Here is a 15,529-nt window from a genome sequence, read left to right on the forward strand (position 1 = left end):
CTTCCTTGAGTAAGATCATTCATTTAAACAGAAATAAGTATGGGATTGAGATTTTGTTTATATCCCTGCGAGTACATGGGAATATTCGGATCTTACCTCTCCGGTGATCCATATTAGTATAAGATCCGATGCATTGGAAAATCTAATCTTGATGAAAAAGGAGGTGATCATTTCTGAATGGCTAATCCAACGCTAGCGCCGCACGAATCGATGGAACTGCATGAAGCGTTAAACTTCAAAACGCTCTGCATCGCTAAGTCGAAACTTATGCAAGGCCTGGTCTTTGACCAAGAGCTAAAAGCCTTAATGCAGAAAGACGTAACTCAATCCATACAACAGATCGCTGAGCTGCAAGCAATCTACGCAAGAGCTCCTTTCCAAGCACCCGTTCCAAATAATCCGACACCTATAACACATTAAGGGGAACTCAGATGAATACCGATTATTTAGATCCGATTAATTCATTGAATATGCCGGAAATGGCAGATATGACTTTTGCCATGGACTTCCTTCTTCGTGCCAAGGAGGGTGTACGTAATTTGTCCATCGCCCTGACGGAAACGGCTTCACCGGATGTAAGAGCCCTGCTGCATACTCATCTTAAGCAGGGGATTGCAATGCACCAAGAAATCTCGGAGCTCATGATGCGCAAAAAGTGGTTTCATCCTTATGAGTTGAACGAACAGTACCAACTCGATCAGCTTTCGGCGAAAAATACGGTGATGATCGGGCAGATGAATCTGTTCCCGGGTGATACGTCACGTAAAGGGATGTTTGATCGGACCCCAGATGAACATATTGGAGGACATAAAGCATGAAGGCGGTAACGTATCAAGGGGTTAAAAATGTCGTGGTCAAAGAGGTGCCGGATGCGAAGATTGTGAAACCGGACGATATGATCGTAAAGATCACCAGTACCGCCATTTGCGGTTCTGACCTTCATCTTATTCACGGGATGATCCCTAACCTTCAGGAGAACTATGTCATCGGGCATGAGCCGATGGGGATCGTAGAAGAAGTAGGTCCTGGCGTGACCAAGGTAAAAAAAGGTGACCGTGTGATCATTCCGTTTAACATCGCATGCGGAGAATGCTTTTTTTGCAAAAATCAGCTGGAAAGCCAATGTGACAATTCAAACGAACACGGGGATATGGGCGCATATTTCGGCTACTCCGGAACGACCGGCGGATATCCCGGCGGGCAAGCCGAATATTTACGGGTCCCGTTTGCCAATTTTACCCACTTTAAGATCCCTGAAAACTGCGAACAACCGGACGAAAAGCTAAGCTTGATCGCCGATGCCATGACGACGGCATTCTGGAGCGTAGATAACGCCGGCGTTAAGAATGGTGATACAGTCATCGTGCTCGGCTGCGGTCCGGTCGGACTCCTGGCCCAGAAGTTCTGCTGGCTGAAAGGTGCTAAGCGGGTCATAGCCGTCGACTATGTCGATTACCGCTTAAAGCATGCAAAGCGAACAAACAATGTGGAAATCGTAAACTTCGAACAGGATAAGAATATTGGGAACACTCTCAAGGAAATGACCAAAGGCGGCGCCGATGTCGTGATTGATGCGGTAGGAATGGACGGTAAGATGAGCGATCTTGAATTTCTAGCCAGCGGTATGAAACTGCAAGGCGGCACCATGAGCGCATTTATCATTGCATCTCAGGCTGTCCGCAAAGGTGGCACCATTCAAGTCACTGGTGTATACGGCGGACGTTATAACGGATTCCCGCTCGGTGACATCATGCAGCGAAACGTGAATATCCGTTCCGGACAAGCTCCGGTCATTCACTACATGCCATACATGTACGAGTTGGTTACGTCTGGCAAAGTGGACCCTGGGGACATTGTTACGCACGTCATTCCGCTCAGCGAGGCCAAGCGGGGCTATGAAGTGTTCGATACAAAAACGGACGATTGCATTAAAGTCATCTTAAAGCCTTAAATATGAATTGATACATGGGAGGACAATCTGAATGGATTCCACATACGCTTTGCATGAGATGCTCGAGGTGCATGAAATAGCTGCGTTCAAGACGGTTTGCATGACAAAATCCAAGACCATGCAAGCTCTGGTAACCGACCCGGAGCTCAAGCAAATTTTGCAACAAGATGCGACATTATCACAACAGCAGCTTCAGGAGCTCGGTGGAGTGCTGTCTAAAGCGACTGTATAGGAGATAAAAAAATGAACCCAATATTAGAACACATGACTGGTCTTAATACGCTGACCGATGACGTGATCGCAATGGATTTTTTGATGAACGCCAAGAGCGGCGTCAGAAACTACGCCATGGCTGTAACCGAATGTGCCACCCCCGAAATCAAACAAATTTTGATGAAACAGCTCGATGAAGCCATAGACTCTCATGAAAAGATATCAAATTACATGGTGCAGCATGGCTTATACCACCCTTACCATATTGCAGAGCAAATTCAGCTCGATCTGAAAAACATTCAGACTGCTATGAACATTCCGTCCTGACACCCTTTTTGATTTTAGCCAGAGACTTCAGAGTACAAAATGTTCCTGAGTTAAGAATTTCAACAATGAAAAAGGCGGATACACTCCGCCCTTTTTTTGGCATCGGCACGAAACACGCTTATACAAGCTTTCCTTTACGTAAATCTACTTATTTTCCATTCTGAGACTGATTACCCTTTGCAACTCCACGACCGCGACCTTTAATTAACTACCAGTGAGCTCAAGCCTCCAGCCTCCATGACATCTCCCAAAAATCAAGTTCAAAGCGACTGCACATCACGAAAATATCTTCCATCCGTTGGTACGTTACCTCGCTACAGCCTTCTAATAGCTTATCCGTTAACGCGACAAGGGATTGGTTGTTGCTGTTGTATTCAGAGGAAGCATATCCTGTGATCCATTCTCCATAAAAGGGATGATCAGCTGCACCTGGCTTTTGGGAAAGAACTTGACCAATCTCTGCATAGCTCCATGAGCAGGCCAGAATGGATACAAGTACTTCTGCTATGCCGCCCGCATGGGAAACAGAGAGCATATAGTTAGTATACGCTGCATTCTTCAGTGCAGGTTTTACCTGAAAAACATGATCCTCTGTAATTCCTAATCGCTCCATATAAGAACGATGAATTTTCATTTCACCATTCAGGATGTTATCTACGTTTTTACTAAAAAACTGCATCAATTTGGGGTCGTGCGACTTGACAATACCTAGTGCAAATACACGGGCATAATCGTACAGGTACAAGTAGTCTTGCAGCAAATAATAACGAAATTGTTCAACCTGTAAAGAACCATCTCCGATCCCTTTAACAAAAGGATGCTCAAGACATTCCTTCCACACAGGCTGTGCTGCCTGATATAGTCTCTCTGAAATAGTCAACATGTGTTCCTCCAATTCATAATGTACGTATTTAAAAACAAAAAAACGAAACATCCGTAGGATGTTTCGCAGACAAATACACTAAAACAAGGGGGGTCGCATGAGCTACCCAAGTACAGTGTTTCATCGTTGCATCCCTACGTTGGCATTATCCAAATCAGGTAAGGTCGGTTTAACACCCTCTCAGCCGGTTAAGGCTCCCTTGCAAACGGTTGTATGTAGTTGATTACTTTCTTATCCGCATAAAAGAAAAAATAACATCCATTTAGTATATCAAGGGCTGTTAAATATAGTCAAGGCAGTTTGTATCCCACCTCATCAGCTTGAGAGACGTATTTAAACGACGGAAACCATCACAACAATGGTTGAGTTTTAGCTACTGTTATGATGGTTTCTATTCTTTGAACTACTGCCAATGATTTAATGCCCGAGTTTGTTCTTTCCGACAAAAGTGAGTATTCCGTACTGGGAAGTGTTTCTCCAGCTCTCATTGGTCGTATCATTCCACTTAGCTACGTTCTGTTTACCTCCGCCCTGATTGTCGTTAATTTGAAGATCGAAACCGAGAACATTTCCTGCTTTGGGCGTCAGTGAATGTAACTGGATTCGGGCTTCTACGAGATATCCTTTATTTGTTTTCTTCACAGCACTTACAAGGCGTCCGGGTGAGGCACCCCCTGCAAAGGTTCCTACATTGTCTGCACTGATTCTGAACTGGGCATCATCATATTGAAAATACGGTGTGCGCTGGTGATTCTCATCCAGGAAAATCTCAATCGAATCCTGATCCCATGGGTTGATGCTATCTGTGATGATGTTTGGATCAGTGACGTCAATCAGCAGATATAGATACTCCCCTGACCACATTGCGCGAGCCACTGCCTCTGCACCTTCGGTCTCATTCAACCTTTTTACTTCAAATGGTACAGCCTTATTCCATAGGGCGTCTTTCTTCCCATCAATCTGAACAATCCCTTGCACAGCTTGTGCAGATTTGGGCATAGGGGCAAGCTGAATCACGCCGTATTTGCTTGTATCTTGTTCCTGAGATTGTGTTCGATCATTCCAGTATAGTGGATTATGAGGCTCTGTCCCACTTGCACCGCCATCAGTCACACGGATATCCAAGCCAACTTCATATTCTGAACCGGCTTGGATACCATCCCATGGAATGGACAATTCAACCTGATATCCAGCTTTTGTCTCGCGTACACGATATGAACGCCGCTCCGCGCCCTCAGCTTTGCCCGACCGCTTAATAATTACGTGTCGGTCATCTGCTTCATATGAGGTGGTCTTGCCATTATTGAGGTCAACAAAGAGTTCTACTCTGTCATTCACATCTGACTTCGCATCCTGAACATCCACGAGGATATACAGGTTACTTTGATCCCATAAGGTTCTGAAACTGGCTGATCCCGAAGAGTCACCCTTCAGTGGAGTAGACACCGCTTTGTTCCAGAGCGGATCTTGTGACTGTTTTTTGATATCCGGTTTACCCGAAAGTGAGACGGCTCTCTGTGTCAACACAGGCAAGCTGGATTCATCCACGAGTCCCCAGTATGCTTTTTTGGCCTTCAGGGCTGAATCAAACAGCATCGCCTGGTTGTTGTAAGACTTCTCATCTTGGAGTCCCCATAAGGTAACTGAAGAAATGTGATCTTTGTGTTTTTGGTACAAATCCAACAGTTCCTTATATCGATACGCCTGTTTTACCGCAACTTCATCCGACATCTCTTCACCATATGGAATTCCGCTATCCACATCCAGTTCCGTGATCTGAATATCCAATCCAAGTTCGACGAACATGTTGATCGTTTTTTCAATTTCCTCGATGGGCGGGGATTCCAGGTTATAGTGGGATTGCAAACCCACACCATCGATGAGTCCCTTCTCTTTCAGTCGTTTGACCAACTGAAACATATGCTCTCTTTTCTCAGGGATTTCCGTGAAGTATTCGTTGTAGTATAATTTGGCATCCGGATCGGCTGCACGAGCGAATTCATAGGTTTTTTCAATGTAATCCGGACCGATTAGTTCATAAAAGGGACTTTTACGTAAACCGTTGGCATCACCATTGCTATCCGCAATCGCCTCGTTTACCACATCCCAGGCATAGATCTTACCTTTGTATCGGGTCATGACGGTTTCGACATAATCCTGAATCCGGGCAAGCAGTAATTCTCGACTCGCAGGGTTACCCTGAGGATCCTTGAACATCCACTCTGCAGCATCAATATGCCACAACAACGCATGTGCGCGTACGCCCATACCATGCTCCTCAGCGAACTGAACATATTGATCGGCTGCCTCGAACTCATAAACACCTTCGGAAGGAGACATGTACTTCGGTTTCATCTCATAGGTTGCGGTCAAGCTGTTAAAATGCTTTGTGAGCAGTTGTCCGTATGCGCCTTCCAACTGCCAGCGATACACCGCTGCACCAATGGGGAAATCATCTTGATACAGGTCCTCCAGAGACAGAATCCCTTCTTCAATCTCCAGTTGCTCGGCCAGAGTAAATGATACATCATCCACATAGAACGATAACATATCTACGCTATCTTCAGAGATGTAGGGTGTTTCGATGAACAAATTCAATTCAGTGGGATCATCGCTATACTGAAATTTTCCGGTGATCTTGTGCCATGTATTCCATTCTGCTTTGGCAATTTTCACGCTACCGATCGGGTTCCAGCTTTCGGCCGTTGTTTTTTTATATGTGGTGAGCTGTAGTGTTTGATCCGTGGTAGGCTGCTGGGTAAGTCTTACATATGCCGTAATTTCGTACTCTTGGTTACGCCCAAGCAGATCCTTCATGGATAACATCGGTCCATGATAGGAACGCTCACGGTTGGTGACCAGCATACTGGACTGACCTTCGTGTGCCTCCTGCTGTGTCACTGTCAGCCTTTCGTTACCGATACGTGGAGTCCATCCCTGAAGTGTACCATCTTCAAAGTTTGTGCTCAAATGACCTCCCTCCACTTCCGTAACTGCCTTGGCTGCATGTGAGACATTCGAAAATGGAAGCATGGCGAGTACCAGCACAAGAACCAAGGCTGTTATATTCCATTGACCTAACCGTTTCATACAATTCCTCCTCTTGATTTGGTCTAAGTATTTCTGAACGGATTAACATCCAGATAAATAGATTATAGTGCTTTGGATAGCGCTTACATATAACAAATTTCCAATAATTATAATAAAAAGTTATCGTTTGGTAATTGTGAGTTTAGGAAGCTGGAGTTCGTTCGCGTGGAATATCAAAAAAGCCGCTACATATTTGCAAAAATAAAAGACCGTTTCCCGATAAAATACGAGAAAACGGTCATAGTTAAAAAGTATGTTTTTTCCTGTCTGCTAACAGGCATATAAACTTTGTTTTATAATCGTCCCTCGTCACCCTGTTCCTCCTGCACAATTCGTGCAATGTGAATCATCAAATATAATAATTCCTCGTTCGATATGGAGATGTCCAGCATATTCTGCACGTAGGTTTTGATCATCTCCGCGCATTTGTATTCAAGCGGATGCTCCTTCACCATGTGTTGAAATATAAAATCTTTCGCCGAATTGCCCAGACGCCCTTCTTGTAAACGCTGGATGAAGAATTGCAGATGTGTGACGAGTCTCACATAATGGATAGAATTTTTGTTCAATTGCATATCAAAGGTGTATTGAATCAGGTTAAAAATATCTTTTAACATCTTAACGGATTGCATCGTGCGCTCCATATTCTGTTCATGCGTTTGGGCATTCACGAAATGAAAAGCGATATTCCCTGCTTCTTCTTCCGGCAGTTCAATACCCAATTCTAGATTCAGCATCTGAACGGCTTCAAGGCCCAGTTCGAATTCGACAGGATGAAACCTCTGTATCTCCCATAACATGCGATTCTGTAATGCTACACCTTTTTTCCATCGTTCAATGGCAAACGACAAGTGATCCATTAGCGTAAAGAAGATTTGGTCGTCAAGAGACAGCTTTTCTTTTGCATTGGTAATCAGTTTGTTTATGACATTCACATGTTTTTCTGGCATGTTTTCGATGGTTCGTACGTAAGCCTGGGCAGACGGATTATTTTGCAGAATGAATCGTTTCTGGATATGCTCCTCATCGAGTCGCTCGCCGACTTTGCCTTTGAATGCCAACCCTTTTCCCATGACAATCATCTCTTGTCCCTGTTCATCTTTGGTCAGAAGCAAGCTGTTATTTAATATTTTGATTACTCTCATGAATTCATCACGATCCTTTATTCTTTCGTGACCGCCTGATCCGAATTTCCGATACATCTGCCATTCTGTTTAATGACCTCTTGATACCACGAGAAGCTTTTCTTCTTCAAACGCTTCAAGTCTTTCAGATCCTGTTCACCGCGGTTTACATAGATCATTCCATAACGTTTCCCATACCCCTGATGTGTGCTTACCACGTCAATAACGGACCAAGGGCAATAACCAATCACATCTACTCCATCCGTTAGAGCCAGTCTGATCTGTTCCAGATGTTTCTCGATAAAATCAATCCGGTACGTATCGTTAATCGTGTAATCTGCCTCCAGTACATCTGGGGCTCCTATACCATTTTCCGTAATTAAAATCGGGAGACCATATCGTTCACATACCTTACGCAATGTCAGCCTTAGGCCAACCGGGTCAATGACCCAGCCATATTTCGTTTTTTCCGTATAAGGATTCTCCGCGGCCCGGTATACTCCCTGCTCGCCAAGCATAATTTGCTGATCACCCGCACGAGCTGTAACATCCGACGCATCGCCCATACTGGCGGCAATGGTTGCCGTCGAGTAGTAGTTGATTGCTACCAGATCGGGGCGGCCAGACTGGATATCTTCCATGTCACCCTGCTCAATAACCGGCTCGATGCCGCGTTCCTGTAAATAACTCCAGAATAATGGATTATACCGTCCCCACACCGATAAGTCGAGAAAACCCCATCCGCGAATCGTCTCCCAGTTATGTGCAGCGATTGCATCTGCTGGTCTGGAGGTTGCCTGGTACATGGATGTCATGTTTAATGCAGGACCAATCTTGCCTTGCGGGAGCATATCATGAAATAGTCGCATCGTTCTGCCTTGAGCTACAAACATGTGATGATTTTGCTGATACAGTTCCTTACTGGAAGGCAGACGTCCGTCTTTTGGTGTACCAATGGCACCTGGATGGAGAATCATCGTATTTTGCTCATTAATGGTCAACCAATATTTCACTTTATGCCCGTAATGCTCAAACAAGATACGCCCATACTCGACAAAGGCATCGATCGTCCCCCGGTTGTTCCATCCTCCGGTTTTCTCAAGCTCGTAGGGTAAGTCGAAATGGTACATGGTCACAACGGGTTCAATACCATGGAGCAGCAATTCGTCAATTAATTGGTGATAAAAATCGAGTCCCTTCTCATTAACAGCCCCTGTGCCTGAAGGCAAGATTCGAGTCCATGCAATTGAAAAACGATATGCTTTGAGGCCCAGCTCTGCAAAAAGCTTCACGTCATCTCTGAATCGGTGATAGTGATCGCTCGCAACTGTGAAATCGGCGGTTCCAGCCGGATGATCACACATATCGATGACGGACAGGCCTTTGCCATCTTCGTTCCAAGCTCCCTCCACTTGATAGGCCGAGGTAGAGCCTCCCCACAGAAATTCATTGGGGAATGGTTTGATGTGTTGATATAACATCTCAAACACTCCTTCATTTTAAATGTTGATCAAGATATGTGACGGACCATATTACGGTTGTTACGAAAGTTGGATAATCGTCGCTCCAACCTCCACAGGGCTCTGCTTCTCCAGCTTAATGTCCGGGAAACGATCCGAATTGGCGATAATGATCGGGGTTATGACTTCATACCCTTCCGCCTTTATGGCATCGATATCAAAGCGGATCAACAAGTCACCCTGTTTTACGCGATCCCCTACTTTAATGGAAGAGTCGAAATGTCGCCCCTTCAGGTTGACGGTATCCACTCCAATATGAATGAGCACCTCTTCTCCATCATAACCATTTAATTTGACCGCATGTTTGGAGTCCATGAAAGCCGTAACTTCACCTGCGATTGGTGCATACAGTTCTCCTTTTGAAGGAATGATTGCAGCGCCCTTACCCAGCAATCCCAAAGAGAAGACATCGTCTGGTACACGGTCAAGGTGGACTAATTCTCCTTGCATCGGGCTGGCGATTGTAAGTGGGCGTAATTCATTTTGGCTCGGCCCATTTGCATTTGTTGTTGTAGAAGACTTAGTGTCTGTGCTGTTGTCTTGAACAGGCTGCCCGGAAATTGTCTTGTCATCGTTAACATTGGTATTTCCTTCTTCTTCATCGTCCACTGGATCCTCAAAACCAATGATCCATGTCAGAGCAAAGGTAACGATAAAAGCGATCAGACAAGTCACAATGGCATGAACGATGTTCATCGGATTGCTTCCAATGAAGGCAGGTAACGCGGCAAGACCCGGAGAAACGAAGGCATAACGTACTAATCCAGTCAGACCAGCATATATCCCTGCTACACCACCACCAATCATTGCGGCAATTAAGGGTTTCTTCAGTTTCAAAGTTACACCGTACAAGGATGGTTCCGTGATGCCCAGTACGGCGGTGAAACCGGATGAAGCAGCGAGCTGTTTCAGTTTTTTGTTTTTTGTTTTCAATGCTACAGCAAGGGTGGCCCCACCTTGAGCAATATTGGACGCGAGCATTCCCGGACCGTTGATCATTTCATATCCATTTTTGGTTAGTTGGCTAGTTGCAATCGGCGTCATCGCCCATGCAGTGCCTGTTACGATCAGGAATGGTTGCAAAGTTCCCATTAACAAAGGAATCAGCCAACTGGCTCTGGCATTAATCGCTTCTGCACCCATGGCAACCAGATCATTCAGGTACGTTCCGAAAGGTCCAATCGCCACCAATGCAAGTGGTGCTGTAATCAACAGCACAATCATTGGTTTCGTGAAAAATTTGATCATTGAAGGCGATACCCGATCCGCGAAACGTTCAATATAGGACATGAGCCAAACGACGATAATAATCGGCAGCACGGAGCCCGCGTAATCGGTTAGTCGAACTGGAACACCGATGAAAAACACGTCTTTTCCTTCCGCCATAAGGGCGCTCCATCCCGGGTGTAACAACACGCCGGCAACTGTCATCGCCAGAATGGGACTAGTTTCAAATTTAATGGAAGCTCCATAAGCCAGCAGAATAGGCATGAAATAAAAAGCCGCGTCCGCAATGGTATTAAGGATATAGTAGTTTTGGCTTTCCGTCGTTACAAGGCCTGTCAGCACAAGTACGGCTAATATCGCTTTGATCATACCCGCGCCAATGATTGCCGGAATTACCGGAGTAAATGTTGTTGAGATCACGCTGATGAATCTGGAGATCCAGCTCTGTTTTTGCTTTGGTCCGTTATTTTTGCCAGAATCCGATTTGGATTCCGCACTTCGGGTAGCCGAACCCATCTGCTGAGTGATAACTCGGTAGACCTGCTGCACCTCATTGCCCACAACGACCTGGTATTGTCCACCATTGTTCACAACAGTAATGACACCTGGAAGTGCTTTGAGTTTTTCTGTCTCCGCTTTGGAGATATCGTGCAGTTCGAACCGAAGTCGGGTTGCGCAGTGCGTAAGCCGAGCGATGTTATCCTTCTTTCCAACCAATTCCGTAATCTCTTGTCCCAACTTGCGATAATCCATACCTTTGCCTCATTTCTGAATTTGGATATAAAAAAAGACCAAAACGATATGCCTTCCCCTACTCACATAAGGAAAATGCAAAATCATTTTGGTCATGCCTGCTTTACCAGTAACAGCCAAAAACTGCAATATTCAATTCGTTATCGATGTAAACGTTTACTGGATCATAATATCACACAATAAATTAGTTAGCAATCACTTTATTCGACATTTTTCTGCAATTTAATTTGCTTGATTCGACTTGATTATTAGCGGCCTTCTATAGGCTTCCACCCATTCCCCTTCTCAATTGCCTACATACAATACATTAGACTAATGAACAGGAGTGATGTGATATGACATTTTTACCTCCTTTTGGACCTGGTGGAGGGTTTGGCGGACCTGGGGGTCCCGGAGGACCAGGAGGACCCGGAGGACCCGGAGGATTTCCTGGTCCTCCATCGTTCCCCGGGGGTGGAGGCGGCGGACCACAAGGCGTGCAGGCACCTACAGGGCCGCCACCATCATTCATTCCACAGCAACCCGCTTCGTTATATGCGGTAGATCCAAGAGCCATATCCGGCTGTCTGTTTCGCTACACATATATTTGGCCGGATCGTGGTCCCGGCTTCTGGATGTATCCGGTATTTGTAGGTAGAAATTCGGTAGCTGGCTTCCGTTGGAATGGCTTCTTCTGGCTATACACCGGCATTGATCTGCAGCGAATCAGCTCGTTTAGCTGTTTCTAGAAGTAATCTCCCCTGTATGCGGATCAATCCGCATACAGGGGGATTTACATGTAAATAAATAGACGTTAGCTACTCAACCATTGAGGATCGAAAATAGGCCATATATTTTCAACCGGTTACTACTTTTTTTAAAAATCGAACTTGATCACATAATCAAAAAAAGACGTAATTACAATAGCGCCAAGAGGAATCAATAAATAAACCCAAAGTGGATTATTAGGAGCTTCACCAGGAGCTGTTCTCCACTTGATATCACACTATTTTTTCAGCATTTCCCTTCGGAATAGTGACCCCACAGAACTCATACAAAATATCAGCCATGTATGTATCACTTTCTTTCATGCCATTTAACGCCCATTCGATTAAAACGCAATAAAATCCACCTACATAAAACTTAGCAATATAGTTTTCTTTGACAGAATCGTCGTAGGTTTTAACTACAATTCTTGTGGCTAATTTGTGTAGGTATTCATTACACTTGGCTAGCAATAAGTAACTAACGTTGGACTTTACCAGATTTTCTACTAAGATTTTCTCATTCCTGAAACATCTGAAAAATAATAGTGTTGAATAATAATTATCAAAGTTCTCCCCTGCCAATGCCTGATCAAAAAAGTCAGTAAACACTTGATCAATGCGTTCCACGATTACATCCTCAATGATGTTGTAATTTCTATAGAACCCCATGCGTGAAACACCAGCTTTTGTACACACCTCAGTAATAGATATGTTATTTAGATTTTTGGTTTGCATTAATATCATGAGTGCATTGAAAATCCATTCTTTCGTCAGTGCACTTCTGACTTGATTAGATGGGTTTGACATTACAACATCTCCTTTTATGTCACACTTGCCTTGAAATGCATTGATAACTTTATGTTATACACATTATACTGAGCTCAACAAGACGTTACAACAGTAACATCTTAGCGTTTAGCGAATAAAATTTGAGGAGGAATATAACATGTTTAAAAAATTGCAAGATACGGTGGCGTTGGTAACTGGAGCAAGTAGTGGAATCGGTGAAGCCACTGCCAAAAGGCTCGCTGCTCAAGGAGCAACCGTTGTCCTTGTCGCACGTCGTAAAGATCGATTGGAGAATCTGGCTTCCGAGCTAAAAAACCTTGGAGGTGAGGTTCTTGTAATAGAAACAGATATAACAGATAAGAAGCAAGCGGAACATGCAGTTCAGCAGGTTATAGATAAATATGGACGTTTGGACACCGTTATAAATAATGCAGGACTCATGTTAATCGGGGGTGTGGCAGAGGCGCCCTCAATCGAATGGGAACGAATGATATCCGTGAATATAAATGGGTTGTTATACATATCCCATGCTGCACTACCGTATCTAATCCAATCAGCCTTGACTTCCGACCGGAAAGTTACTGATTTAATTAATATTAGTTCAGTATCTGGACGCAGACCATCGGCAGGGCAAGCGGTATATAGTCTCACGAAATCTGGTGTTGCAGCGTTTACTGAAGCACTGCGGCAAGAGACGGCCGGGCTTAACGTTCGTGTGGCTGTTTTAGAGCCAGGTGCAGTGGGAACGGAACTAGGCAATCACTTACGTGAAGACGTGCGTGAGCAACTTTCCAATATTCTGAGCCATATTGAAGTTCTTGAAGCAGAAGATATTGCAGAAACGATTGAATTTATTGTAACTCGCCCACGTCGCGTTGCGGTCAACGAGATTTTAGTTCGTCCAACGGATCAAGCAATGTGATCTGATCCGATTCTTATTAGATACAGTTGCGATGTATTAAGCATAAACATGATTGACCTTCGATTGGACTACTAAACAAAAAAAGTCGCTAAGATAGCGACTTTTTTCTGGTCTATCATTTCAATCAAAGCGTTGTAACTTAAAGCAACTTAATCAGCTTTTCTAGCTCATCAACCAAACTCTTTGCAAGTTCAAAATTAGTATCTTTTAAAGCCAATTCGATTTTCATTTCAACAGACTTTTTCTTTTGTTCATTTTCTAGATAGTTTTCATCAAAATGACTCGTATAAATCATCTCTCTAAATTCTTCTATACTCATTTTACTAATCGTTTTGTCCCCAATAATTAAAACATAATCCATACCATTTACAACCGAATAGAAATCATGAGAAATCATGAGAATCGCACCTTTGTAGTCCTCAATAGCTTTCTCCAATGCGATTTGGCTATAGATGTCTAAATGGCTTGTCGGTTCATCCAGAAGCAATACGTTGGCTTGACTGGCAGACACTTTAGCCAATTGAAGCATATTTTTTTCTCCGCCAGATAACGATTCAATCTTTTGATCAAGGATTTCTCCTTCAAAGCCATAGTTTGGAAGATACGATCTAATCTCGTCATACGTTTGAAACCCTGAATCAATGAATTCATTTAGTATGGTATTCGAATCTTTTAGCATTTCGCCTTGAACCTGAGATAAATAAGCCACATTAACATCAGCATTGATTTCAATGGAATCCTGATTGTTTTTAAAGATTTCTCGGAGTAAAGTCGTTTTCCCGGTACCGTTAGGACCGATCAGGGCTACTTTATCTGTCGATTTGATCTCAAAGTTCACATTTTCCAAAAGCAACTCGTCAAAGGAAACGCTATAGTTATTGACGTTAACCACAACGCTGTCTTCCATTTCCTTATCGATCCCAAAACGGATATTCGGCTGTTTGATATCGACAAATGGCTCTTTTATTCGACGTGCTTCCAATCTCTCTTGAAACTTGACTCTGGCTTTTAACGCTCTGCCTCTGGAGGCTTCCGAATTATACGTGGCGATCTCTCTAAGATTGTCGATGATGTGATCGTATCTCTCAATTTCTTCAGCTTCAGCAACCGCGATTTCTTGCAGCTCAATCTTCGTCTGAAGCAGCGAGAAGTTGTAATCGATATATCGCCCGTCAAACTCTTGGAGCTCTGTGTTTTCGAGGTGTATGATTTTGTTGAAACAATGGTTCAACAGATATCGGTTGTGCGTAACAACGAGCAGCATTCCCTTGTGTGTGTTAATCAATTTTTTAAGCGCGTTCAGGTTTTCAAAGTCTAAAAATACATCAGGTTCATCCATAATCATGAAGTCTGGACGATTCAGCATTTCCTTCATCACTTGAATAAGTTTGAATTCCCCGCCGCTTACGGCGGATATACTAAGATCTTTGAGCTTCATGAGGTTGGCAAGGTTTAACTGTTTATTGATGTTTTTTTCGTAATTATCCCCATCCATCGCTTCGAAGGCATCCAAAGCCAATTGAAGCTTTTCCATCAGGGAATCCATATCCGATGTGGTGGCCATCTCCGCATAAATCGCTGTAATTTCATCTTGTATCTTGATGAATTCTTCTGCGATATATTCAAAAACGGTCACTTCTTTTGTTTTGTCTACTTGCAAAAACTGACTCACATACCCGATTCTGCAATCGGGGTCTATCTCTAACTTGCCCTCGAACAAATATCGTTCCGGATCCATCAGGATATCGATCAATGTACTTTTTCCACTTCCGCTTGTTCCGATAAAAGCACAGTGTTGTGCCTCTTCAAACGTAAATGAAATGTTTTTATATAATTCCTTTTGTGGAAATGAGAAGGATAGGTTTTCAACTTTTATCATAGTGTTACCTTTCTTTATAGCTAAATTGGTGGCTAGTATTAAATATATTGTCGAACACAGACTTTTAGAGTAACACTGTTTACCACCAAGTACAATCGATTTTTA

Annotated in this window: 14 protein-coding genes and 1 riboswitch; of the genes, 7 read left to right on the forward strand and 7 right to left on the reverse strand. The window is 43.8% G+C overall.

Going from position 1 to position 15,529, the window contains the following annotated elements:
- Nucleotides 1–177: 177 nt before the first annotated feature.
- From MHI14_RS15015 to MHI14_RS15035, 5 genes are read left to right on the forward strand one after another with little or no spacing between them, the layout of a single operon-like run.
- On the forward strand, nucleotides 178–420 hold the full coding sequence (locus MHI14_RS15015; RefSeq protein ID WP_076253190.1) for a spore gernimation protein GerQ: 243 nt from the start codon (nucleotides 178–180) through the stop codon (nucleotides 418–420).
- Between the two features lie 11 nt (nucleotides 421–431).
- The gene (locus MHI14_RS15020) at nucleotides 432–818 is read left to right on the forward strand and encodes a spore coat protein (RefSeq protein ID WP_076253189.1); all 387 of its coding nucleotides are present in this window, start codon (nucleotides 432–434) and stop codon (nucleotides 816–818) included.
- Nucleotides 815–1,951 (forward strand): zinc-dependent alcohol dehydrogenase, encoded by a 1,137-nt coding sequence (locus MHI14_RS15025; RefSeq protein WP_036615410.1) that lies wholly within the window; start codon nucleotides 815–817, stop codon nucleotides 1,949–1,951. The genes MHI14_RS15020 and MHI14_RS15025 overlap by 4 nt, the downstream gene beginning before the upstream one ends.
- A 31-nt stretch (nucleotides 1,952–1,982) precedes the next feature.
- On the forward strand, nucleotides 1,983–2,183 hold the full coding sequence (locus MHI14_RS15030; RefSeq protein WP_076253188.1) for a hypothetical protein: 201 nt from the start codon (nucleotides 1,983–1,985) through the stop codon (nucleotides 2,181–2,183).
- Nucleotides 2,184–2,194: 11 nt separating this feature from the next.
- On the forward strand, nucleotides 2,195–2,491 hold the full coding sequence (locus MHI14_RS15035) for a spore coat protein (protein WP_036615415.1): 297 nt from the start codon (nucleotides 2,195–2,197) through the stop codon (nucleotides 2,489–2,491).
- A 220-nt stretch (nucleotides 2,492–2,711) separates the two neighbouring features.
- Here the strand turns inward: MHI14_RS15035 and tenA are convergent, their stop codons facing one another.
- From tenA to MHI14_RS15060, 5 genes are all read right to left on the reverse strand, one after another.
- Nucleotides 2,712–3,374, reverse strand: coding sequence for a thiaminase II (gene tenA, locus MHI14_RS15040; RefSeq protein WP_091030008.1), 663 nt, complete (start codon nucleotides 3,372–3,374; stop codon nucleotides 2,712–2,714).
- Nucleotides 3,375–3,487: 113 nt separating this feature from the next.
- Nucleotides 3,488–3,585: riboswitch (TPP riboswitch) on the reverse strand.
- Between the two features lie 206 nt (nucleotides 3,586–3,791).
- Complete coding sequence (locus tag MHI14_RS15045) at nucleotides 3,792–6,464, reverse strand: endo-1,4-beta-xylanase (RefSeq protein ID WP_133384934.1); 2,673 nt, start codon at nucleotides 6,462–6,464, stop codon at nucleotides 3,792–3,794.
- A gap of 293 nt (nucleotides 6,465–6,757) precedes the next feature.
- Entirely contained in the window at nucleotides 6,758–7,609 is an 852-nt protein-coding gene (gene licT / locus MHI14_RS15050) for a BglG family transcription antiterminator LicT (protein WP_133384933.1), read from the reverse strand.
- A gap of 17 nt (nucleotides 7,610–7,626) precedes the next feature.
- Entirely contained in the window at nucleotides 7,627–9,069 is a 1,443-nt protein-coding gene (locus MHI14_RS15055; protein WP_091030014.1) for a glycoside hydrolase family 1 protein, read from the reverse strand.
- Between the two features lie 60 nt (nucleotides 9,070–9,129).
- A complete protein-coding gene (locus tag MHI14_RS15060; RefSeq protein ID WP_133384932.1) occupies nucleotides 9,130–11,088 on the reverse strand; it encodes a beta-glucoside-specific PTS transporter subunit IIABC in 1,959 nt (652 codons plus the stop codon).
- A 335-nt stretch (nucleotides 11,089–11,423) separates the two neighbouring features.
- Here MHI14_RS15060 and MHI14_RS15065 point away from each other — a divergent pair, with 335 nt between their 5' ends.
- A complete protein-coding gene (locus tag MHI14_RS15065) occupies nucleotides 11,424–11,816 on the forward strand; it encodes a hypothetical protein (RefSeq protein ID WP_036671465.1) in 393 nt (130 codons plus the stop codon).
- Between the two features lie 252 nt (nucleotides 11,817–12,068).
- On the opposite strand, the gene MHI14_RS15070 is transcribed toward MHI14_RS15065, so the two are convergent.
- Complete coding sequence (locus tag MHI14_RS15070; RefSeq protein WP_091030019.1) at nucleotides 12,069–12,641, reverse strand: TetR/AcrR family transcriptional regulator; 573 nt, start codon at nucleotides 12,639–12,641, stop codon at nucleotides 12,069–12,071.
- A 139-nt stretch (nucleotides 12,642–12,780) separates the two neighbouring features.
- On the opposite strand from MHI14_RS15070, the gene MHI14_RS15075 reads away from it, so the two are divergent.
- A complete protein-coding gene (locus MHI14_RS15075; protein WP_341130656.1) occupies nucleotides 12,781–13,545 on the forward strand; it encodes an SDR family NAD(P)-dependent oxidoreductase in 765 nt (254 codons plus the stop codon).
- Nucleotides 13,546–13,684: 139 nt separating this feature from the next.
- Here MHI14_RS15075 and MHI14_RS15080 read toward each other — a convergent pair whose 3' ends face one another.
- On the reverse strand, nucleotides 13,685–15,424 hold the full coding sequence (locus tag MHI14_RS15080) for an ABC-F family ATP-binding cassette domain-containing protein (RefSeq protein WP_341130657.1): 1,740 nt from the start codon (nucleotides 15,422–15,424) through the stop codon (nucleotides 13,685–13,687).
- Nucleotides 15,425–15,529: the final 105 nt, after the last annotated feature.

The organism is Paenibacillus sp. FSL K6-2393, assembly GCF_038002545.1.
Lineage (GTDB): Bacteria > Bacillota > Bacilli > Paenibacillales > Paenibacillaceae > Paenibacillus.

Bases quoted from the DNA above. Each gene is read 5' to 3' on its own strand.
- tenA (WP_091030008.1), bottom strand. From the start codon at position 3,374: ATGTTGACTATTTCAGAGAGACTATATCAGGCAGCACAGCCTGTGTGG.
- MHI14_RS15015 (WP_076253190.1), top strand. From the start codon at position 178: ATGGCTAATCCAACGCTAGCGCCGCACGAATCGATGGAACTGCATGAA.
- MHI14_RS15025 (WP_036615410.1), top strand. From the start codon at position 815: ATGAAGGCGGTAACGTATCAAGGGGTTAAAAATGTCGTGGTCAAAGAG.
- MHI14_RS15065 (WP_036671465.1), top strand. From the start codon at position 11,424: ATGACATTTTTACCTCCTTTTGGACCTGGTGGAGGGTTTGGCGGACCT.
- MHI14_RS15035 (WP_036615415.1), top strand. From the start codon at position 2,195: ATGAACCCAATATTAGAACACATGACTGGTCTTAATACGCTGACCGAT.
- MHI14_RS15060 (WP_133384932.1), bottom strand. From the start codon at position 11,088: ATGGATTATCGCAAGTTGGGACAAGAGATTACGGAATTGGTTGGAAAG.
- licT (WP_133384933.1), bottom strand. From the start codon at position 7,609: ATGAGAGTAATCAAAATATTAAATAACAGCTTGCTTCTGACCAAAGAT.
- MHI14_RS15070 (WP_091030019.1), bottom strand. From the start codon at position 12,641: ATGTCAAACCCATCTAATCAAGTCAGAAGTGCACTGACGAAAGAATGG.
- MHI14_RS15075 (WP_341130656.1), top strand. From the start codon at position 12,781: ATGTTTAAAAAATTGCAAGATACGGTGGCGTTGGTAACTGGAGCAAGT.
- MHI14_RS15055 (WP_091030014.1), bottom strand. From the start codon at position 9,069: ATGTTATATCAACACATCAAACCATTCCCCAATGAATTTCTGTGGGGA.
- MHI14_RS15030 (WP_076253188.1), top strand. From the start codon at position 1,983: ATGGATTCCACATACGCTTTGCATGAGATGCTCGAGGTGCATGAAATA.
- MHI14_RS15045 (WP_133384934.1), bottom strand. From the start codon at position 6,464: ATGAAACGGTTAGGTCAATGGAATATAACAGCCTTGGTTCTTGTGCTG.
- MHI14_RS15020 (WP_076253189.1), top strand. From the start codon at position 432: ATGAATACCGATTATTTAGATCCGATTAATTCATTGAATATGCCGGAA.
- MHI14_RS15080 (WP_341130657.1), bottom strand. From the start codon at position 15,424: ATGATAAAAGTTGAAAACCTATCCTTCTCATTTCCACAAAAGGAATTA.